This is a genomic window from Nonomuraea longispora (genome assembly GCF_004348345.1).
In the GTDB taxonomy this organism is placed as follows: Bacteria; Actinomycetota; Actinomycetes; order Streptosporangiales; family Streptosporangiaceae; genus Nonomuraea; species Nonomuraea longispora.
Window position 1 is genome coordinate 11,923 of record NZ_SMJZ01000058.1, and the last position, 20,670, is coordinate 32,592.

Sequence of the window (20,670 nt, forward strand, 5' to 3'; positions counted from 1 at the left end):
CGGCGATGGCGGCGACGATCAAGGACGTGGCCCGCACCTGCGGCGTCCACGTGTCCACCGTGTCGCGCACCTTCTCCGCGCCGCACCTGGTCAACCCCGCCACCCGGGCCCGCGTGCTGGCCGCCGCCGACGACCTCGGCTACCGGCCCAACCGGGCGGCCAGGGCACTGACGACCGGCCGTACGTTCAACATGGGCCTCATTGTCGCCGACATCGCCAACCCGTTCTTCCCGCCGCTCATCAAGGCCGCACAGGCGCAGGCCAGAGGGCGCGACTACCACGTTTTCGTGGCCGACACCGACGAGGACCCGCGGGTCGAGGAGGAGCTGATCAGGACGTTCACCAAGCAGGTGGACGGTGTCCTGCTGTGCAGCCCCCGGCTGTCGAACCGGATGATCGAACGCCTGGCGGAGGACGTGCCGTTCGTTGTGGTGAACCGGCGCATCAAGGGCATGCCCGCCGTGCTCATGAACGTCGCCCAGGGCGCCAGGCACGCGCTTGAGCACCTGACCGGGCTCGGCCACCGCAGGATCGCGCTCGTGTCCGGCCCGATCGGCTCGTGGACCAGCAACGAGATGCAGGGCGTGGCCGCCGAGACGCCCGGCCTCGACCTGGTCTTCTTCGGCCCCAACCAGCCGAAGGAGGCCGGCGGCCTGGCCGTGGCGGCCGACGTGGCCGCCTGCGGCGCGAGCGCGGTGCTCGCCTACAACGATCTCGTCGCGCTTGGCCTCATCGAGGGACTGTCGGCGATGGAGATAGGGGTACCAGACCAGATAAGTGTGATCGGGTTCGACGACATCCTGCCCGGACGGCTCAACAGGCCCAAGTTGACCACGGTGGCCATGCCGGCGGCGGCCGCCGGGAGGATGGCCGTCGACCTGCTGCTCCAGTCGGGGGGCGAGGGCGCGACCGTGACCCTCGACACCGCCCTCATAGTCCGCGAGTCCACGGGAAGGGCCCAAACATGAACTTCGGAACGCTGCCGTCAGGCGAGCAGGTCGAACGCGTGGAGTTGTCATCGGGGCGCCTGCGCGCCGAGGTGCTCACCTACGGCGCCATCGTGCGCACCCTGGAGGTGTCCGGGGTGAACGTCGTGCTCGGCCTGGACACGCTGGAGGACTACCTCACCCGCAGCCGCTATTTCGGCGCCGTCGTCGGCCGCTACGGCAACCGCATCGCGAACGGGCGCTTCACCCTCGACGGCGTCGAATACCACCTGCCGATCAACAACGGCGCCCACAGCCTGCACGGCGGCACCGAGGGCTTCGACCACAGGGTGTGGACCATCGCCGGCCTCACGGACGCGTCGGTGATGCTCGCGCTGACCAGCCCCGACGGCGACCAGGGCTATCCGGGCACGCTGACCACCACGGTCACGTACACGCTGGCCGAGGACGCCCTCCGGATCGACTACTCCGCCAAGACCGACGCGCCGACCGTGGTCAACCTGACCAACCACTCCTACTTCAACCTCAAGGGCGGCGGCGACGTGCTCGACCACGTCATCCGGATGGAGGCGGAACACTACCTGCCGGTCGACGAGGGCAAGATCCCGACGGGCGAGCTCGCGCCGGTCAAGGGCACGCCGTTCGACTTCACCGAGCCGCACGCCGTGGGGAAGCGTTGCGACGGCGCCTACGACCACTGCTTCGTGCTCGACGGGGACATCACGGTGAGCGCGGGCGGGCTCACCATGGAGGTCACCACCACCGAGCCCGGCGTGCAGTTCTACAGCGGCAGCATGCTGGACGGCGTCGAGACGCCGTACGGGCCGTTCGCCGGGTTGTGCCTGGAGACCCAGCACTTCCCCGACTCGCCCAACCAGCCGCAGTTCCCCTCCACCGTGCTCAGGCCGGGCGAGATCCGCACCTCGTCCACCACCTACCGGTTCATCTGACCGGGCGCAGGGCGGCGGCGGCCTTGATCACCAGCAGGGCCACGTCGTCCTGTGACGGCTCGGGGGCGAACGTCTCGACCGTGTGCCGCACCCGTTCGGCGACCGCGTGGGCGCTCAGCCCTCGGCACTGCGCCAGCAGCGCCGCCAGCCCGTTGCCGTCGTCCAGCAGCCGGGTGCCGTCCCGCCGCTCGGTCACGCCGTCGGTCACGCACAGGAGCACGTCGTCGGGGGCGAGCTCGAACGTCTCGACGTAGAACCTGGCGCCGGCCTCGATGCCCAGCAGCAACTGCGGCGTCGCCACCGCCTCGACCAGGCCGTCCGCCCGCAGCAGCAGCGGCGGGGGATGCCCGGCCGAGGCGATCGTGCACAGGGCGCCGCCCTGCGGTAGCGGGGTCAGCTCGCCGCACAGCAGGCTGAGGAACCTGCCCTCGTCGTCGTCATCCTCCAGCAGCGCCTGGTTGAGCCGGTCGAAGATGTCGGCCACCGTGTAGTGCTCCTTGGCCAGCAGGCGTACGGCGTGGCGGGCCAGCCCGGTCACCGCGGCCGCCTCAGGCCCGCTGCCGCACACGTCGCCCAGCGCGAAACACCAGTGGTCGCCCACCGTGAACAGGTCGTAGAAGTCGCCGCCGACGTCCGCGCCCTCCTCGGCGGGCTCGTAGACGACGGCGGACTCCAGGCCGGGCATGGGCGCCACGCGCATCGGCAGCAGGCTGCGCTGCAGCACCCGTGACGTGGTCGCCTGCCGGGCGTAGAGCATCGCGGTGTGCAGGTTGAGCGCCACCAGGCGGCACAGGTCGGCCAGCAGGTCGGCCACCTCCAGCGGCAGCGTCGGCTCGGTGCGGCCGATCACCAGCGCGCCGTGCGACCTTCCCTGGGTGAGCAGTGGGAACGACAGCACCGCCTCGGGGCCGGACGGCCAGCTCACTTCGTCGAGCGCAGCGCGGGAGACCGCGGGCAGCGACTTGCGCAGGTCGGCGTTGTGGTGTTCCTCACTGTGCCAGACGTGGGCGAGCCTGGTCATGCCCGCGAGGTCGGTCAGGTAGACGGCCGCCCACGTCGCGATCTTGGGCACGACGAGCTGCGCGGTCAGCGCCGCGATCAGCTCCTCGTCGTGCACGCCGGCCAGCAGCTCGCCCGCCTCGGCCAGGAACGACAGCCGGCCCCGGTGCGCCCGGTCCTGCTCGGCCAGCCGCTCGCGCTGCACCTGCACCGCCACCTGGTCGGCAATGTGCTGCAGGCTCACCGTGAGCTCCTGGTCGAAGCGGCCGGGCTGCTCCGCCGTCACCGCGAGGTAACCCGTCACCTCGCCCGCGAGGAGCAGCGGCGCGCACGCCAGCGAACGGGCGCGCAGCTGCTCGGCCAGCTCGACGTCACCGGCCAGCAGGTCCTCGATCACCGTGGGCGTCTTGCGCTCCGCGCCGAACACGCCGGTGGCCAGCATCCCCACCAGCCCCGCCGTCGCGCCCGCGCCCGCCGCCACGCCGAACCGGTTGCCGCCTTCCGCGGGGAGCAGCACGTACGCGGCGTCGCCGCCGCTGGACATCTGCACGATCCTGGCGATCGTGTCGAGCAGCTCCGGCAACGGCATGTCCTGGTCGAGCAGGTCCTTGATGCGCCGGCCCGCCTCCCTGCGCGGCGCGGGCGGCGGCGTCAGCACGTAGCGGTGGTCGCCGGCGACCACCATCCAGATCGACCTGTGCTCCCGGGCGCGCCCCTTGGTGCGCAGGTGGGAGACGTAGACGGGCACCAGTCTGCCGTCGGCGTGCCGCATGCGCGCCTCGCCGCGCCAGCGGCCCAGGCCGAGCGTGTCGGTCAGCGACAGCGCGTAGGGGCCGTGGCCCCGCCAGGCCACCAGGTCGGCCAGCGGGCGGCCGATCGCCTGTTCAGGAGGCCAGCCGAGCAGCTGCTGCGCCTCGGAGTTCCATGACCGCACGAGCCCGTCGTCGTCGGAGACCACCACGCCCACGTGCAGGGTGTCGACGGAGGCCGTGGCCGGCGGGCCCGCCACGGCCTCCTGCCCGTCGCCGCCGTCCGCGAGCTCCAGCCGCACCCAGACCCGCTTGGCCGTCCGCGTGTAGGTGACCCCCCAGGCGTCGGCGAGCATGCCCGCGAGCGCGAGGCCACGCCCCGACGGCCGTACCTCGGACCCGGGGGTGACGGCGGGCATGACGCCGCACTCGTCGATCGTCCGCGCGGGCAGATGGTCGTCGACCTCGATCTCCAGCTTCGCCGGGCCGTCGTCCACGTCGAGGCGGCAGGTCAGCTCGATCCCGGTGCCCGCGTGCACGACGGCGTTGGTGACGAGCTCGCTGGTCAGCAGCACGGCGTCCTCGGCGAGGTGGCTCAGTCGCCACTCGCCGAGGACCTGGCGGACGAACTTGCGCGCGTGGGCCGGAGCATGCGGTGTGCCCTCGAAGGCCGTGCTCGACACCCGGGTCGTGTCCACTATGCGTCCTAGAACATCACTCGATGTGGCACCTTGGTCACTCTCAGAGTGGCAGACCGGCGGCCTCGCCACCTCCGGTTGTCGATGATCCCCATGGGAGCGAGGGATTCCGCCGGCTCCAAGGTGCCGGAATACGACGACACCGGCGAGCCTCCGCGCGTTCCGCGGTGTCTCCGACGTACCTTTGGCATCATGGCCACCCGTACGCCGAAAAGCGCATCGAAGGGGCCGGCGAAGCGGTCGACCTCGTCTCGCTCGACCTCCGCGAAGCGCGGAGGCACGTCGCCGGGACGGTCCAGAGCCAAGGGAGCCGCCACCGGCCGCAAGCCTTCCGTGACCCACCAGGACCCGATCAGCTGGGTCTTCACGATGATCGGCAAACTGATCGTCGGATTGTGGATGCTGGTCGCCAACGGCGTCGGCAGCACAGCCCGCGCGCTGGGCAAGAACGCCCGCGAGCTCGACCCCGCGCACCGGCGCGACGGGGTGGGGCTGGCGGTGCTGGCGGCCGCCATCGTGGTCGCGAGCATGACGTGGCGCAACAGCGACGGCGCCGTCTCCAGCGTGGTGAACACGACCGCGCGCGGCGTGTTCGGGTCGCTGGCCTGGGCGCTGCCGCTGCTGCTCGGCCTGCTGGCCTGGCGCTACCTGCGCCACCCTGACCAGAACGCCGACACCGGGCGCATGGTGATCGGATGGACCGCCCTGTCGATCGGCGTGCTCGGCGTCATCCACGTGGCCAACGGCACCCCCTATCCGGCGGGCGAGGGCCAGGGCATGGACAAGGTGTCGCAGGCCGGGGGGATGATCGGGTTCATCGTGTCGGCGCCGCCGATGAGCATCCTGCCGCCGTGGATCACGATCCCGCTGTTGCTGATCCTGTCGGGATTCGGCGTGCTGGTGATCACCGCCACCCCCGTCCACCGGGTTCCCGAGCGGCTGGCCGAGCTCAAGCATCTGTTGTTCGAACGGCACGCCGAGGCCGAGCCCAAGGGCTCCACGCCGAAGGCGCCGTCCAAGAAGCGGGCCAGGTCGAAGAAGGCGGAGGACGGCGAGGGCGGCGACCTCGTCAAGCCGTACGACACGCCCGTGCTGGCCGAGAAGGACAAGCACACCGACCACTCCCCGGAGATCGTGCCGGGTCTGACGGACGAGGAGGCGGCGCCCGCTCCCGACCTGGAGCGCAAGCCCGAGCCTCCCGAGCCGACGCCGGCGCCGCGCAAGGTGGAGCAGCTCGTGCTGTCACCGCAGGCGGGGCCGTACAGCCTGCCCGACCTGCAGTACCTCAAGCCGGGCACGCCGCCGAAGCCGCAGACCAAGGCCAACACGACCGTGGTCAACGCGCTGACCAGCGTGCTGGAGCAGTTCGGCATCGACGCGCAGGTCATCGGGTTCACCCGGGGACCGACCGTGACCCGCTACGAGATCGAGCTGGGGCCCGCGGTCAAGGTGGAGAAGGTCACGGCGCTCACCAAGAACATCGCGTACGCCGTCAAGTCGGCAGACGTCCGGATTTTGTCTCCCATCCCCGGCAAGTCGGCGATCGGGGTTGAGATCCCGAACGCCGACAAGGACCTGGTGGCGCTGGGCGACGTGCTGCGCTCCCAGGTCGCGCAGGCCGACCACCATCCGATGATCGTCGGCCTGGGCAAGGACGTCGAGGGCCGCACCATCGTCGCCAACCTCGCCAAGATGCCCCACCTGCTCATCGCGGGCGCGACCGGCGCCGGTAAGTCGGTCTGCGTCAACGGGCTGATCACCAGCGTCCTGATGCGGGCCACGCCCGACGAGGTGCGCATGGTGCTGGTCGACCCCAAACGGGTCGAGCTCAGCGTCTACGAGGGCATCCCCCACCTGATCACGCCGATCATCACCAACCCGAAGAAGGCCGCAGAAGCCCTCGAATGGGTGGTCGGCGAGATGGACCGCCGCTACGACGACCTGGCCGCGTCGGGGTTCCGGCACGTCGACGAGTTCAACAAGGCCGTGCGGGCGGGCAAACTGCAGCCGCCGCCCGGCAGTGAGCGGGTCTACCAGCCGTACCCGTACCTGCTGGTGATCGTGGACGAGCTGGCCGACCTCATGATGGTGGCCCCGCGCGACGTCGAGGACTCGATCGTGCGCATCACCCAGCTCGCCCGCGCGGCGGGCATCCACCTGGTGATCGCCACCCAGCGGCCGTCGGTCGACGTGGTCACCGGCCTGATCAAGGCCAACGTGCCGTCCAGGCTGGCGTTCGCGGTGTCGAGCCTCACCGACTCGCGGGTCATCCTCGACCAGCCGGGCGCCGACAAGCTGGTCGGCCAGGGTGACGCGCTGTTCCTGCCGATGGGCGCGAGCAAGCCGATCCGCATCCAGAACGCGTTCGTCTCGGAGAAGGAGATCGCCGAGATCGTCGCGTACTGCAAGGCGCAGATGCAGGCCGAATACCGCGACGACGTCGCCGCCGCGCCGGTCAAGCGGGAGATCGACGAGGACATCGGCGACGACCTCGACCTGCTGATCCAGGCGGCCGAGCTGATCGTGACCACCCAGTTCGGCTCGACATCGATGTTGCAGCGCAAACTGCGCGTCGGGTTCGCCAAGGCCGGCCGGCTGATGGACCTGCTCGAAAGCCGCAACGTGGTCGGCCCCAGCGAAGGATCCAAGGCTCGCGAAGTGCTGGTGAAACCGGATGATCTGCCGGGATTGCTAGCTGACCTGCGTGGCGAATGACCCCAATGCGTGCATGCCCAGCGATAACTGGTTGAATATGAACCACTACGCAACGTCGTGGTGGTTAGTCCAGGCGCCATGGGGAGGCGTTCGCTGTGCAGGATCAGAGCATCGGGGCCGTGCTGACTGCGGCCAGGCAGTCGGCCGGTTTGACGGTCGCGCAGGTCAGCGCGGCCACCAATATTCGCGAGACGATCATCCATCGCATGGAGCAGGATGACTACGGCCAATGCGGCGGTGACTTCTACGCCAGAGGGCACATCAGGGCCGTGGCCCGCGCCGTGGGGCTCGATCCCGAGTCCACCGTGCACCTTTTCGACCAGCAGCACGGCGGCGCACCGGAGCCGGTGGCCGCCTCGGCCGTGTTCCAGGCCGACCGCAAGATCAACGTACCCGAGCGGCGGGGTCCCAACTGGACGGCGGCGCTGGGGGTGGCGCTGGCGATCGTGATGGTGTTCGGCATGATGCGGGTGCTGGGGGGCGCCAGCGACCAGGTCCGCACGGCGGACGTACGCGCGGCGTCGGCCAAGCCCAGCGTCCCGCCCAACACGCCCATCACCGAGACGCCGCGCCCCAGGGCCGCCAAGAAGGGCATGGTGACGCTCCGGATCAAGGCGAATCGGTCGTCGTACGTGAACGTGCGCGACGCCGAGGGCCGCAAGCTCTTCGCGGGGACGCTCAAAGCGGGAAAGACGTCGACCTGGCGGGCCGAGGGCAAGGTCAATGTGCTGATCGCCGACGCGGGAGCCGTGTCGGTGCAGGTCAACGGCAAGAAGGTGACGTCGCTCGGCGAGGCGGGGGAGTCGGTGCGGCGTTCGTTCGGCCCGCCGAAGACGCAGGCGCGGTAGTCGCGCGGCGGTCACTGAGGGAGCCAGTGCATCGGGTGGTGGCCAACTCCCGATACCGTAGTGTTCACCATGTCATCCCGCCGAACCGCATCACTGATCACTCTGGGCTGCGCGCGCAACGAGGTCGACTCCGAGGAGCTGGCCGCGCGACTCGAGGCTGCCGGTTGGCAGCTGGGCGACGACGACCCCGACGTCGTCGTCGTCAACACTTGTGGCTTCATCGAGTCGGCCAAGAAAGACTCCATCGACACGCTGCTGGCCGCCGCCGACTCCGGCGCGAAGGTGGTGGCGGCGGGCTGCATGGCCGAGCGCTACGGCAACGAGCTGGCCGACGCGCTGCCCGAGGCCAGTGCGGTGATCTCTTTCGACGACTACGCCGAGATCGGCGGCCGCCTCGACGACGTGGTCGCCGGCCGGCCGCTCAAGCCGCACACACCGCGTGACCGCCGCACCCTGCTGCCCATCTCGCCGGTGGACCGTGCCAGCGCGCCCAGGCCCAACATCCCCGGCCACGGCGACCTGCCCGAAGGGCTGGCGCCCGCGAGCGGCCCGCGCGTGCTGCGCAGGCGGCTCGACGAGAGCCCGGTCGCCTCGCTCAAGCTGGCCTCGGGCTGCGACCGGCGCTGCACGTTCTGCGCCATCCCCGCCTTCCGCGGCTCCTACGTCTCGCGCAGGCCGGAGGACCTGCTGGCCGAGGCCGACTGGCTGGCCCACCGGGGCGTGCGCGAGCTCGTCCTGGTCAGCGAGAACTCCACGTCCTACGGCAAGGATCTGGGCGACCTGCGGGCGCTGGAGAAGCTGCTGCCCGAGCTCGCGGCCGTCGAGGGCGTCGAGCGGGTGCGGGTCAGCTATCTGCAGCCGGCCGAGCTCCGTCCCGGCCTGATCGACGTGATCACCGGCACCGAGGGCGTCGCCGCCTACTTCGATCTGTCCTTCCAGCACGCCAGCGGCTCCGTCCTGCGCCGGATGCGCCGCTTCGGCGACCCTCAGCGTTTCCTCGGGCTGCTGGAGAGCATCCGCGAGCACGCCCCTGAGGCGGGCGTGCGCTCCAACTTCATCGTGGGCTTCCCCGGCGAGACCGAGGAGGAGTTCGGCGAGCTGGTCGCCTTCCTCGAGGCCGCGAGGCTCGACGTCATCGGCGTGTTCGGCTATTCCGACGAAGACGGCACCGAGGCGGCCGAGCTGCCGGGCAAGCTCCCTCAGGAGGTCGTCGACGAGCGGGTGCGAGCGCTCACCGAGCTGGCCGAGGAGCTGACCGCGCAACGCGCGGAGGAGCGCATCGGCACAGAGGTCGACGTGCTGATCGACGACGACCTGGGTGACGGCGGCTACGAGGGCCGGGCCGCCCACCAGGGCCCCGAGGTCGACGGCTCGGTCACGGTGCAGGGCATCGGCCTGGTCCGGGGAGAGATCGTGCGCGCGGTCGTGGTCGACGCCGAGGGGGTCGATCTGATCGCGCGCATCAAGGCCGGTCCATGAAAAGGGACGAGCGCCGTGTGGTAAGCCCGTGGAACATCGCCAACGTCCTCACGGTCCTCCGGTTGGTGCTCGTCCCCTTCTTTGTCGTCTGCCTGTTCGTGCCGGGCACGGGCTGGCGGATCGCCGCGCTGGCGGTCTTCGCGGTGGCCTCGATCACCGATCACCTCGACGGCGAGCTGGCCCGGCGCTACGGCCTCGTCACCGACTTCGGCAAGATCGCCGATCCGATCGCCGACAAGGCGCTCACCGGCGCGGCCCTGGTGTGCCTGTCGATCCTGGGCGAGCTGCCGTGGTGGGTCACGGTCGTGATCCTCGGCAGAGAGCTGGGCATCACGGCGCTCAGGTTCGTGCTGCTGCGGCACGCCGTCATCCCGGCCAGCTACGGTGGCAAGGTCAAGACCGTGCTCCAGATCGCCGCCATCGTGCTCTATCTGCTGCCGTTCGTGCCCGGTCCCGTCCGGTGGGTGGTGATGGGCGCGGCGGTGGCCGTCACGGTCGGCACGGGGGTCGACTATGTCGCCAGGGCGATCCGGCTGCGCATGGTCGCCAAGCGCGCGCGGGGGGAGTGATCGATCGATGGCGGACGTCGCCGGAGCGTTGCGGTTGCTGGTGGCCCAGGACGCGACGGTCGCGGTGGCCGAGTCGCTGACGGGCGGGCTCATCGGGGCGAGCATCACGTCCGTCTCCGGGGCCTCCCAGGCGTTCGTAGGCGGGGTGATCTCCTACGCGACCGACCTCAAGCGGGATTTGCTGGGCGTGCCCGGCGAGCTGCTGCGCCGCGAGGGCGCCGTGCATCCCGATGTGGCCGCGGCCATGGCGGCGGGGGTCGCCCGGGTGTGCGGGGCCACGTACGGGCTCGCGGTGACAGGGGTGGCGGGGCCGGAGCCCCAGGACGGACGGCCCGTCGGCACCGTCCACGCGGCCGTCTGCGGGCCGGGCGGGCAGATTTCGGCCCGGACGTTGAGCCTGCGAGGGTCACGCGAACGTATCAGGGTAGAGACGGTGGACGAGGCGGTTGATCTCCTGGCAGGTGTGCTGAAGGCGAACATAGGGGAACATTCCGGGTGATTACTGTGTTACGTCCCCAGCGAACATCCGACGCACGGTCTGACGCTGTGTCGGTGGATACGGGTACGGTGGAGCTGTGAGTGAGGTCCGTGAGCCAACTGCAAGCACCGAGCGCCCGGCAGGCGGGCCTGATGAGTCTAGCGACGCGCCACGAGCGGCGGTCCCTGGCCGGCCGCGCCCAGTGATGACGGCGAGGAGTATGTACGAAGCGAAGAAGTCCAATGTGCGGCACGAACCGATCGCGCGGGGCGTGGTGAAGACATCCGCGCCGGGGAGGGAGCGACAGATGATTCTGCTGCGTCAGCTGCTCGGCGACGTGCTGAGGCGATTGCGGGTGCGGCAGGGACGCACGCTGCGCGAGGTGTCCACCCTCGCACGTGTTTCGCTCGGCTACTTGTCCGAGGTGGAGCGCGGGCAGAAGGAAGCCTCGTCCGAGCTGCTCGCATCCATCTGCGGCGCACTCGGCGTGCCCCTTTCGCAGGTTTTGCGTGAAGTTTCCGATCAGTTCGCGCTGGCGGAGCTCCAGGCTGCCCCCGTGCTTGCCGACGTGCCCGAGCACGAGCGTCTGCCCCTGTCGGAGTCGGTCCCCGGGTCGATCCCCGAATCCGTGTTCCCCGAAGTCAAGGACATGGTGGCCGCCTAACGAGGCTGGCAGCCGGCACACCACAGGATCAGCCGTTCCTGTGGGCCAGCCCCCATTTCCCCGCGGCTGATGCGGGTGCCGCATCGGCGACAGGGCATCCCCGCCCTGCCGTAGACCCACGTCCGGCTCGCCGGGCGGCGATCACCTGTGGTGACCGTGCCCGCAGGCGCTTGATGATGTGCGTTGGCGGCCATGATGCGCTGCGCCAGTGACACGAGCCCCTCCAGATCTTCGACCTCTCCGACTGTCCGCCACGGCCAGATCCCGCGTAGAAACAGGGTTTCGGCTCGATAGATCGTGCCGATCCCGGCCACGTTGCGCTGATCGAGCAGCGCCTCCCCGATGGGCCGGCCGGGCGCCGCTCGCAGTCTCCGCGCGGCCTCCTCCGGATCCCAGTCCGGACCCAGCAGGTCCGGGCCGAGGTGCCCGACCAGCCGTGCCTCCTCATCCGTCCTGACGAGATCCACCATGCCGAGCCTGCGCCCCACCGCCTGCCAGCGCTCGTTGGCGAGGATCAGCCTGACCAGGTCGCCGGGCGGTGTACGCCGTCCGGCGGGCGTCACCAGCCAGCTCCCGTCCATCCGCAGGTGGGTGTGCACGGTCAGGTCGCCCTCCACACGGGTCAGCAGGTGCTTGCCCCGTGACACCGTGGTGACGACAGCGCGCCCGGTCAGGTCGGCGGTGGCGTGCCTGGGCACACGGAAGTCCGACCTGGTGAGCACGCGCCCGTCCAGGGCGCCGCGCAGGCGGCCGGCCGTACGGTGGACGGCGTCTCCTTCGGGCATGCTTCCAGTCTAGGAAGCGTCCGTTCCATCCCCTCCGCCCCATAATGAGATCGGGGTCCGGACGTGGCGGGAGGCAACTGCGGCATCTCAGAATCTCGGGTTTACGTGACCGGCCACCTCGACCCTGTCGAGGTGGCCGGTCACCGGGCGGCTGGGCTCCGGCGTCTACACAGGGCGCGCGCCCGGCGGCTGGGCCGTGGTCATCCGGCTTGCTGCCGCCGGAGCTGGATCCCGCACCCTTCCTGCACGCGATGGAGCCTTTGCGCGGGCTCTCCGCGGTCAGCACCGCTCAGGTCCTGACCACGGGATTGCTGGACGACCGGGCGTACGTCGTCAGCGAGTTCGTCGACGGCCCGACGTTGCGGGAGAGCGGCGGCGGCCCGCCGAGCTGGAGGAGGTCGTGCTCTGGTTCACCGGTATGTAGCGACCCACTCGTCCACCAGGGCGCAGAGCTGGTCCAGTGCCTCCTCGACGCGCTCGCGGTCACCGGTGGTGAGCAGGTCGAGCTGCAGCCCGGTGTAGGCCGAGTTGGCCAGCGTGGAGATGCGCAGCGCGTCGGCCCGGGGCACTCCCCGCTCGCGCAGCAGCCCCGCCACGAACTCCGACCGGTCCGCCAGCAGCCGGGGTACGTGGCCGCGCAGGCGCCCACCGGCCGCCAGGCCCTCGATCTCGTGCACGAGCCGGGCGGTGGGCAGGTTGTCCTCCGAGGACTGCCAGTCCCAGGTGTGCCGGATGATCGTGCCCACGCTGTCGGAGCCCGTCCATCCGGGCAGCGAGCGCAGCCAGGCGCGGTGCCGCTCGTCCAGGCGCTCCATGGTGGCCGACAGGAGCTCCTCCTTGTCGGCGAAGTGGTGCGTCAGCACGCGTGTGGACTTGCCCAGATGCTCGGCGAGCGGTCGCATCGACAGGGTCGAGAGGCCGTGCCCCGCCAGATAGTCGACGATCTGGTCGAGCAGTTCGGCGCGGCGGTTCGGGTCGGCGGTCCTGGCCATGGGAATCCCTTTGACGTCATCGAGGTGACGACTGTTACCCTATCTGGGAAACAACTGTTACCTTAATCAAGGGGATACCCATGTCCGTTGACGTGCGGCAGCGTGCCCGCATGCCCGCGTGGCTGCTCGCGCTGGCGTTCACCACGTTCGTCTTCGCCACCGACGACTACGTGATCGCGGGCGTGCTGCCGGCGATCTCCGCCGACCTCGGCGTCAGCGAGGCGGCGGGCGGGCAACTGGTCACCGTGTTCTCGCTGGCGTTCGCGCTGGGAGCGCCCGTCGCGTCCGTGGTGAGCGCCACCTGGCCCAGGCGGGGGCTGATCACCGGCGCCCTGACGCTGTTCGTGGCCGCCAACTGGGCCTCCGCGTTCGCCGGCTCGTACGCCGTGCTCATGGGCCTGCGGGTGCTGGCGGCGCTCGCCGCGGCGGCCGTCGTGCCCGCGGCGTACGCCATCGCGACCTCCATGGCGCCCGAAGGGCGGCAGGGACGCTACCTGGCACTCGTGATGGGCGGCCTGACCGGATCCCTCATGCTGGGCGTGCCCATCGGCACATGGGTGGGAGGCGCGTTCGGCTGGCCGGCCACGTTCGGGGTCGGCGGGTTGCTGGGGCTCGGCGCGCTGGTGGCCACCAGGCTCACGCTGCCGGAGCCGCCGCCGGCCGAGGCCATGCCCATCGGGCGCCGGCTGGCCCCGCTCGCCCGGCCTCGGGTGCTGGCCGGCCTGCTCGGGATCGTGGCGATCGTGCTGGGCAGCATGATGCTGATGACGTATCTCGCGCCGTTCCTGCGGGACCTGGCCGGGGCCGGGCCCACCGAGCTCGGCTGGATCTTCTTCCTGGCCGGGCTGGCCGGGCTCGTGGGCGGGCAGCTCGGCGGGCGCGCCGCCGACCGGTGGGGCGCCGACCGGGCGCTGATGATCGGGATCTCCGGGTTCACGGCGGTGATGGCGGCCTTCACCGCCTGCTGGCTCCTGCGGCCGATGGCGCTCCTCGCGCTCCTGCCGCTGCTCATGGTGTGGGCGGCCGTGTCGTGGTGGATCCCGCCGCCCGCGCAGACCCGGCTGCTCGCCATGGCGGGCCCGGCGGCGCCGCAGGCGCTCGCGCTCAACAGCAGCGCCGTCTATGTCGGGGTGTCGGGTGGCGGGGCGCTCGGCGGGCTCGTGCTCGACGCGCACGGCAGCGGCTGGCTGCCCGCCGCCGCGGCCGTGGCCGAACTCGTCGCGCTCGCCCTCTTCTGGACGGCGGCCAGGCTGCGCGCCTGACGGATGAGCAGGCGGGCGAGAAGGCGGTCAGCCCCAGGCGGCGGGGTCGGAGGCGAGCAGGCGGATGCGCTCGGGCAGCGCGCCGGAGGCGACCTGCTCCAGCGTGACCTCCTCCAGGATGGAGCGCTCGGTGGCCCGCAGCGCGATCCACACCTGCTGCAGCGACTCCGCGGGCCCGCGGTAGCCGACGTGCTCGGGCCGCTCGCCGCGGACGTTGGCGAGTGGCCCGTCCACCGCCCTGATCACATCGGCCAGGGAGATCTCGGCGGCGGAGCGGGCCAGCACATAGCCGCCCTCCGGCCCTCGCTGCCCGCGCACCAGCCCGGCGCGGCGCATCTGCAGCAGGATGTTCTCCAGATATTTGGGGGGCATGTCCTGCTCTTTGGCGAGCTCGCCCACAGTAGTCGGGCCGGCACCGGCTGCGGCGAGTTCGGCGGCGGCACGGAGGGCGTAGTCGACACGAGCGGAAAGGCGCATGTTCCTGATTATCCCTCCTGGTCAACACCGGTAGGTCGCAAGGCCGTCAGAACGGGTGCCCGGCGCTAAACTTCTAACAACCTTTTCGATTGACGGGTGGGATTTCCGCGTGGAGCGACGCCCTGGTGTGCCCAGGCTGCTGAGGGAGATCAACGACCGGGCCGCGCTGGAGTTGCTGCTGGCCACCGGTCCCATGACGCGTGGGCAGATCGGCGACCTGACCGGCCTGTCCAAGGTCACGGCCTCGCAGACGCTGGCCAGGTTGGAGGAGCGCGGTCTGGTCGAGGTGGTCGGCGCCCAGGCCGGCGGGCGCGGCCCCAACGCCGCCCTCTACTCCGTGATCCCCTCCAGCGCGTACGTCGCCGGCCTGGAGGTCGGGCCCGAGCTGATCTCGGCCGTGGTCGCCGACATCCACGGCCACACCGTCGCCGAGGTCACCGTCGATCCCCGAGGTCACGACGACCCGGTCTCCGTGGTGCACGACGCGATCGCCAAGGCCTGCCGCAGCGCCAAGGTCAGCCTGGCCAGGCTGCGCGGCGTCGTGATCGGCACCCCCGGCGTGGTCGACCCGCGCAGCGGCGACGTGCGCTTCGCGTTCGACCTGCCGGGCTGGCACGAGGGCATCCACGACGCGCTCGTCCGCGACCTGCGGCGCGAGGTGACCATCGAGAACGACGTCAACCTCGCCGCCATCGCCGAGCGCGCCGACGGCGCGGCCAAGGGGATCGACGACTTCGTGCTGCTGTGGGCGAGCCGCGGCCTGGGCCTGGCCGTCATGCTCGGCGGCAAGCTGCACAGGGGGCGTTCGGGCAGCGCGGGCGAGATCGGCTACCTGCCGGTGCCCGGCGTGCCGCTGCCCGAGGACATCCGCACCATGCCGGGGCGCCTGCCGTCGCTGGCGGGCGGCCTGCAGTCGCTGGTCAGCGCCGAGACGGTGACCGAGCTGGCCCGCGGCCACGGTTTCGCGGCCGGCAGCGCCGGCGAGTGCGTCCGGGTCGCCGTGGCGGCGGGCGCCGAGGGCGAGCCGCTGCTCTCCGAGATCGCCGACCGGCTCGCCCTGGGCGTGGCCGCCGTGTGCGTGATCCTCGACCCCGGCCTGGTGGTGCTGGCCGGGGAGGTCGGCGCGGGCGGCGCCGCGCTCACGTCCCGGGTGGAGGAGGCGGTGGCCCGCATCTGCCCCGTGCGCCCCCAGGTCGTCACCACGGCGGTGACCGGCCAGAACCCGGTGCTGCGCGGCGCCGTGCTGGCCGCACTCGACGAGGCCCGCGAGGCGCTGCTGGCGTCCTGAGGGCCGGCCTTCCGGCGCGGGCCGTCAGCGTGCGCCGAGCAGCTCGACGGCGGCCTGGGCGTTGGGCCTGCCGGCCCCGTACGTCGCGATGTAGGCGCCGCTGCCGGGCCGCCACACGGGCAGCCCCATCTCGATGACCGTCGTGTCGCGGCGGGCCGCCACCAGCGCGGAGACCAGGTCCTGGCTGGCCTGGTGGCGGTGCGCGTCCTTGACGACGACGACCAGCGACCGGTTCGCGGCCTTGGCCAGCAGCACGGGGACGTCCGCCGCCTCGGGGCCGACCCTGACGATCTCCGCGTCGGGCAGCCACGGGCCCAGGCCCCACGGCACGTCGCCCACGGCGATCGTCGGCGGAGTGTCGACCTCGATCACCAGGGGCTCGACCAGGGGTTCCGGGGCGCCGGTCAGGCGTACGGCGCGGCGGGCGGCGTGCAGGCCGACGCCGTTCTGCTCGGCCGTCGGCTCGTGCGGCGCGCCGAACCAGGCACGCAGCGCCGCCACCCGCTCCGCGGCCTCCTCCAGGCGCTCCAGCGGCAGGCGGCCCTCGCGTACGGCGGTGACGACCCCCTCGACGATCGTCTGGATGTCGTCGTATGTGGGCAGCGGGCCGAGGCACAGCAGGTCGGCGCCGGCCGCCAGCGTCAGCACGGCGCCCCCGGCCAGGCCCACGCTCTTGGTGATGGCGTGCATGTCGAGCGCGTCGGTGACGACCACGCCGTCGTACCCGAGCTCGCCCCTCAGGAGCCCGGTCAGCGCGGCCCCGGACAGCGTGGCGGGGGCGTCGCCCGTCACCGCGGGCACCGCCACGTGCGCGGTCATCACCGACTTCGCCCCCGCGCCGATCGCCGCGCGGAAGGGGGCGAGTTCCCGCGCCCGCAGCACGTCCAGACCGACGTCCACGACGGGCACCGCGAGGTGCGAGTCCACCCGGGTGGCGCCGTGGCCGGGGAAGTGCTTGACGCAGGCGGCCACGCCGCCCGCCTGCAGGCCGCGTACGGCCGCCACCGTGTGCCTGGCGACCAGCTCCGCGTCCGTGCCGAACGATCTGGTGCCGATCACCGGGTTGTCGGCCTCGGTGTTGACGTCGGCGCTCGGCGCCATGTTGAGGTTGACGCCGCAGGCGGCCAGCTCGGCGGCGATCGCCATGTGCACGCGGCGGGTCAGCTCGACGTCGTCCACCGCGCCGAGCGCCGCGTTCCCGGGGTACGGGCTGCCGACGTGGTACGCCAGCCGCGTCACGTCGCCGCCCTCCTCGTCGAGCGAGATGACGGGCTCACCGGCGGCGCGCAGAGCGGTGGTCAGCTCGCGCGCCTGGCCGGGCTCGGCGACGTTGAAGCCGAAGAGTGTGACACCGCCCAGACCGTGCTCCAGCTCGCGCAGCACCCACGCGGGCGCCGTGGTGCCCTGGAAGGCGGCGAGCAGTGTGCCGGCCGCGAGACGGCGCAGCCCCCGATCACTCTGACTCATGGCTCCTCATCAGTTCTCAGGCAGGGTGGAGTACGGCACGGTCGTGCCGTACGGATCGCGGATGTCAGCCCTTTACGGCCCCGGCGACCAGGCCGGTGACCATGCGGCGTTGCACGACAACGAAGAAGACGACGACGGGGATGGTCATCATCGTGGAGGTGGCCATGATGGCGCCCCAGTCGGTGCCCTTCTGCCCGAAGAAGTACTGCAGGGCGACGGGCATGGTGTACTTCGTCGGATCGCTGATCAGGTACAGCGACATGATGAGCTCGTTCCACGCGGTGATGAACGAGAAGATGCTGGTCGCGACGAGCCCGGGGGCCACCAGCGGGAAGAGCACCTTCCAGAAGGTGGTGAACCGGCCGGCCCCGTCGATCCAGGCGGCCTCCTCCAGCGACTTGGGCACCGCGGCGACGAACGTGCGCAACATCCAGATGCCGAACGGCAGGGTCAGCGCCACCTGGGTGACGATCAGGCCGAGCAACTGGTCGTAGAGGCCCAGCCGCTTGACGCTCAGGAACAGCGGGATGACCAGCGCCTCGGCGGGGATCATCTGCACGATGAGCAGCAGGGCGAGGAACGGCGTGCGCCCCTTGAACCTGAACCTGGCCACCGCCGTGGCCGAGAGCAGGGCGAAGACGGCGCCGATGACGATGGTGCCGAGCGCGACGATCGCGCTGTTGCGCAGGTAGAGCCAGATGGAGTGCCCGGCCACGCCCTCGCTCAGCACGCGCTGCACGTGCTCGAGGGTGAACTGCGTCGGGAACGGGATGAAGTCGGTGGTGAAGATCTGGTCGTTCGTCTTGAACGCGGTGGAGACCATCCAGTAGACGGGAAAGGTGGCCATCGCGAAGACCAGCACGCCGAGCGCGTTGAGGGTGGCCTTGCCCAGGCGTCTGCGGGCCAGCGGGGTCATCACGTGTCCTCCTGCTTGAACATCTGCCGGATGTAGGCAGCCGTGACGATGAGCAGGATCACGGTCAGCACCAGGGCGATGGCCGCGCCCGAGCCCATCTTCGGTGGGGCCTTGAACGCCTCGGTCACCGCGTACATCGACAGGTTGTAGGCCTCCCTGTTGTTGGTGCCGGCCAGCACGTACAGCTGGGAGAAGACCTTGAAGTCCCAGATGATGGAGAGCACGGTCAGTACCGCGAACACGGGCTTCAGCAGCGGGAACGTGATCCGCCAGAACGTCCGCCAGGGGGTGGCGCCGTCGACCTTGGCGGCCTCGTACAGCTCGGCGGGCACGCCCTTGAGGCCGGCCAGCACCGAGACGGCGATGAACGGGAAGCCCGCCCAGACCACGCAGATGACCAGCACCATGTAGATGGACCAGGGGTCGTTGAGCCAGGGTTCGCCGGTCCAGTCGGCCCGGCCGAACAGGGCGGTGGAGAACCAGCCGGGCAGCAGATTGAGCGCCCAGTTGACGATGCCCGCCTCGGCGTCGAACAACCAGCGCCAGATCACGCCCTGCGCCACGGGCGGCACCGCCCAGGCGAACATGATGCCGATGATGACGAACAACGACATCTTCTTGCCGAGCCGGTGCAGCAGCACGCCGACGGCGGTGCCGAGGACGAGCGTGAGTGGCACCGCGATCACGGCGAACATCACCGTGTTGCGGAGCGAGGACCAGAAGATGTCGTTGTCGACGAAGGCGGTGAAGTTGTCCAGCCCGACCCAGGTGGCCGGCTTCTTGCCGGAGATCTGGACCAGGCCCACCTTCTGGAAGGCGATGATCGCCATCTGGATCAGCGGGTAGAGCAGCAGCGCGCCGATGACCAGCAGGCCGGGGACGAGCAGGACGTAGGGGATGGACCACGCGGGCAGCCCGCTGGCCTTGCGCGGCGGGTTCGGGCGGCGCGATCCCCGGGCTGGGGAGCGGTCCCCGCCCCGGGGAAGCGTTGACGTGTTCGTCATAGGCTCAGGAGGCGTTGAGGATGTCTTCGAGTTCCTTGTTGGCCGCGGCCAGCGCCTCGTCGGCGGACGCCTTGCCCTCGATGACCTTGCGGGCGGCGTTCTGCAGCACCGCCTTGGTCTCGTTGGCCTCGGTCCAGTGCGGGTCGGCGGGGAAGGCCTTGGCCTTGGCGAAGGCGGCGGCGAACGGCGCCTGCACCGGGTCCTCGGCCAGCTTGGCGAGGGCCTCGGGATAGACGGGGAGCAGGCCGCCGTCGGTGGCGTACTTGACGCCCCATTCCTTGCCGGAGGCCAGCTTGACGAACTCCTTGGCCGCCTCCTTCTCCTCCGAGGTGCCCCAGACGGCGATGTCGTTGCCGCCGAGGAACGACTGCGCCTCGCCGCCCGACTGCGACGGGAGCGAGAAGAACGCGAGCTTGTCGCCCTTGAGCTTGCCCTTGCTGTCCTCCTCGATTCCGGCGAGGTCCCACGCGGCGGTGAGGTACATGCCAACCTTGTCGTTGGAGAAGCGGGTGCGGATCTCGGTGGTGTTCTGGTTGAGCCGCGACTTGCTGGACAGACCGTCCGTGACCAGGCCGGTGTATTGGGCGAAGCCGGTTTTGAAGCCGGGCTCGGTCAGCTTGCCGACCCACTTGTCGCCCTCCTTGACGGCGTACTCGCCGCCGGCGGTCCAGGCGAGGGCGCCGAGCAGATGGTTGGCGTCGGAGCCGCCGTTGAAGGCGAAGCCGTCGACGTCGGAGCCCTTCTCGGCCTGGATCTTCTTGGCCGCGGCGACGAGCTCGTCCCAGGTCTTGGGCACCTCGATCTTGAGCTCCTTGAACCAGTCGGCGCGGTAGAGCACCGCCCGGGTGCCGCCGCCCCACGGCACGGCGTACGTCTCACCGTCGATGGTCTCCAGGCCCATCAGGTTCTTGGGGATCTGGGCCTGGTCGCCCGAGGCCACGATGTCCGTGATGGGCTCCAGCGCCTCCTGGCTCTGCCAGAGCGGGACCTGGTCGTTGCCGATCTCGGTGACGTCGGGGCCGGTGCCGCCTGCCGCCGCGGCCGTGAACTTGTCGTTGACCTGGGCCCACGGAATCCACTCGACCTTCACCTTGGCGCCGGTCTGCTTCTCGAACTCGGCGACCAGCTCATCGGTGTACTTCTGGGCGTCGGGGTTGGTGTCGCCCAGGCGCCAGAAGGTCAGGGTCTTGCCGGCGTACTTGGGCCCGCTCGCGGCGGCCGCGCTCGGTGAGGATTCAGGCGACTCGCTTGAACCGCCGCAGGCCGCCAGGCCCAGGGCCAGGGCGGCCGTGGTGACCGTGGTGGCTGTGATCTTCGCGATCCTCACAGGGTTCTCCCTTCCCGGGTGCCGGCCTACGGTCCGCACCAGGCTGATCGTCAATG

18 protein-coding genes are annotated in these 20,670 nt (G+C 70.8%); 10 read left to right on the forward strand and 8 right to left on the reverse strand.

Annotated features, from left to right (window positions below):
* Nucleotides 1–5: 5 nt before the first annotated feature.
* Nucleotides 6–968, forward strand: a complete 963-nt coding sequence (locus E1267_RS17190; protein WP_132333581.1) for a LacI family DNA-binding transcriptional regulator — start codon at nt 6–8, stop codon at nt 966–968.
* Nucleotides 965–1,897 carry an aldose epimerase family protein gene (locus tag E1267_RS17195; RefSeq protein ID WP_132333582.1) on the forward strand — a complete coding sequence of 311 codons (933 nt, stop codon included), beginning with the start codon at nt 965–967 and terminating at the stop codon, nt 1,895–1,897. Before E1267_RS17190 ends, E1267_RS17195 begins: the two co-directional genes overlap by 4 nt.
* On the opposite strand, the gene E1267_RS17200 is transcribed toward E1267_RS17195, so the two are convergent.
* On the reverse strand, nt 1,890–4,343 hold the full coding sequence (locus E1267_RS17200; protein WP_165959653.1) for a SpoIIE family protein phosphatase: 2,454 nt from the start codon (nt 4,341–4,343) through the stop codon (nt 1,890–1,892). The genes E1267_RS17195 and E1267_RS17200 overlap by 8 nt on opposite strands.
* Nucleotides 4,344–4,535: 192 nt before the next feature.
* Here E1267_RS17200 and E1267_RS17205 point away from each other — a divergent pair, with 192 nt between their 5' ends.
* The 6 genes from E1267_RS17205 (at nt 4,536) to E1267_RS17230 (ending at nt 11,096) form a co-directional block, all read left to right on the forward strand.
* Complete coding sequence (locus tag E1267_RS17205) at nt 4,536–7,058, forward strand: DNA translocase FtsK (protein WP_132333584.1); 2,523 nt, start codon at nt 4,536–4,538, stop codon at nt 7,056–7,058.
* A 95-nt stretch (nt 7,059–7,153) separates the two neighbouring features.
* On the forward strand, nt 7,154–7,906 hold the full coding sequence (locus E1267_RS17210; protein ID WP_132333585.1) for a helix-turn-helix domain-containing protein: 753 nt from the start codon (nt 7,154–7,156) through the stop codon (nt 7,904–7,906).
* A 69-nt stretch (nt 7,907–7,975) separates the two neighbouring features.
* Nucleotides 7,976–9,385, forward strand: a complete 1,410-nt coding sequence (rimO, locus tag E1267_RS17215) for a 30S ribosomal protein S12 methylthiotransferase RimO (protein ID WP_132333586.1) — start codon at nt 7,976–7,978, stop codon at nt 9,383–9,385.
* Complete coding sequence (pgsA, locus tag E1267_RS17220; protein ID WP_132333587.1) at nt 9,382–9,954, forward strand: CDP-diacylglycerol--glycerol-3-phosphate 3-phosphatidyltransferase; 573 nt, start codon at nt 9,382–9,384, stop codon at nt 9,952–9,954. Before rimO ends, pgsA begins: the two co-directional genes overlap by 4 nt.
* A gap of 7 nt (nt 9,955–9,961) precedes the next feature.
* Complete coding sequence (locus E1267_RS17225; protein ID WP_132333588.1) at nt 9,962–10,453, forward strand: CinA family protein; 492 nt, start codon at nt 9,962–9,964, stop codon at nt 10,451–10,453.
* 286 nt (nt 10,454–10,739) lie between these two features.
* Nucleotides 10,740–11,096, forward strand: a complete 357-nt coding sequence (locus tag E1267_RS17230) for a helix-turn-helix domain-containing protein (protein ID WP_132333609.1) — start codon at nt 10,740–10,742, stop codon at nt 11,094–11,096.
* Here the strand turns inward: E1267_RS17230 and E1267_RS17235 are convergent.
* Both E1267_RS17235 and E1267_RS17240 read right to left on the reverse strand, forming a co-directional pair.
* Nucleotides 11,093–11,881 carry a DNA-formamidopyrimidine glycosylase family protein gene (locus E1267_RS17235; protein WP_132333589.1) on the reverse strand — a complete coding sequence of 263 codons (789 nt, stop codon included), beginning with the start codon at nt 11,879–11,881 and terminating at the stop codon, nt 11,093–11,095. The two genes, E1267_RS17230 and E1267_RS17235, sit on opposite strands and share 4 nt — an antisense overlap.
* A gap of 410 nt (nt 11,882–12,291) precedes the next feature.
* Nucleotides 12,292–12,873: a TetR/AcrR family transcriptional regulator gene (locus E1267_RS17240; RefSeq protein ID WP_132333590.1), complete on the reverse strand. Its 582-nt coding sequence runs from the start codon at nt 12,871–12,873 to the stop codon at nt 12,292–12,294.
* A gap of 80 nt (nt 12,874–12,953) precedes the next feature.
* On the opposite strand from E1267_RS17240, the gene E1267_RS17245 reads away from it, so the two are divergent.
* Nucleotides 12,954–14,135 carry an MFS transporter gene (locus tag E1267_RS17245; RefSeq protein ID WP_132333591.1) on the forward strand — a complete coding sequence of 394 codons (1,182 nt, stop codon included), beginning with the start codon at nt 12,954–12,956 and terminating at the stop codon, nt 14,133–14,135.
* 27 nt (nt 14,136–14,162) lie between these two features.
* Here the strand turns inward: E1267_RS17245 and E1267_RS17250 are convergent, their stop codons facing one another.
* A complete protein-coding gene (locus E1267_RS17250) occupies nt 14,163–14,612 on the reverse strand; it encodes an RrF2 family transcriptional regulator (protein ID WP_132333592.1) in 450 nt (149 codons plus the stop codon).
* A 109-nt stretch (nt 14,613–14,721) separates the two neighbouring features.
* Here E1267_RS17250 and E1267_RS17255 point away from each other — a divergent pair, with 109 nt between their 5' ends.
* Nucleotides 14,722–15,900, forward strand: coding sequence for an ROK family transcriptional regulator (locus E1267_RS17255; RefSeq protein WP_132333593.1), 1,179 nt, complete (start codon nt 14,722–14,724; stop codon nt 15,898–15,900).
* Nucleotides 15,901–15,924: 24 nt separating this feature from the next.
* On the opposite strand, the gene E1267_RS17260 is transcribed toward E1267_RS17255, so the two are convergent.
* The 4 genes from E1267_RS17260 to E1267_RS17275 form a co-directional block, all read right to left on the reverse strand.
* Entirely contained in the window at nt 15,925–17,367 is a 1,443-nt protein-coding gene (locus E1267_RS17260; RefSeq protein ID WP_132333594.1) for a glycoside hydrolase family 3 protein, read from the reverse strand.
* 64 nt (nt 17,368–17,431) lie between these two features.
* Nucleotides 17,432–18,283, reverse strand: a complete 852-nt coding sequence (locus E1267_RS17265; RefSeq protein ID WP_132333610.1) for a carbohydrate ABC transporter permease — start codon at nt 18,281–18,283, stop codon at nt 17,432–17,434.
* Entirely contained in the window at nt 18,283–19,287 is a 1,005-nt protein-coding gene (locus E1267_RS17270) for a carbohydrate ABC transporter permease (RefSeq protein WP_132333595.1), read from the reverse strand. Before E1267_RS17270 ends, E1267_RS17265 begins: the two co-directional genes overlap by 1 nt.
* A gap of 4 nt (nt 19,288–19,291) precedes the next feature.
* Complete coding sequence (locus E1267_RS17275) at nt 19,292–20,614, reverse strand: extracellular solute-binding protein (RefSeq protein WP_132333596.1); 1,323 nt, start codon at nt 20,612–20,614, stop codon at nt 19,292–19,294.
* Nucleotides 20,615–20,670 lie beyond the last annotated feature (56 nt).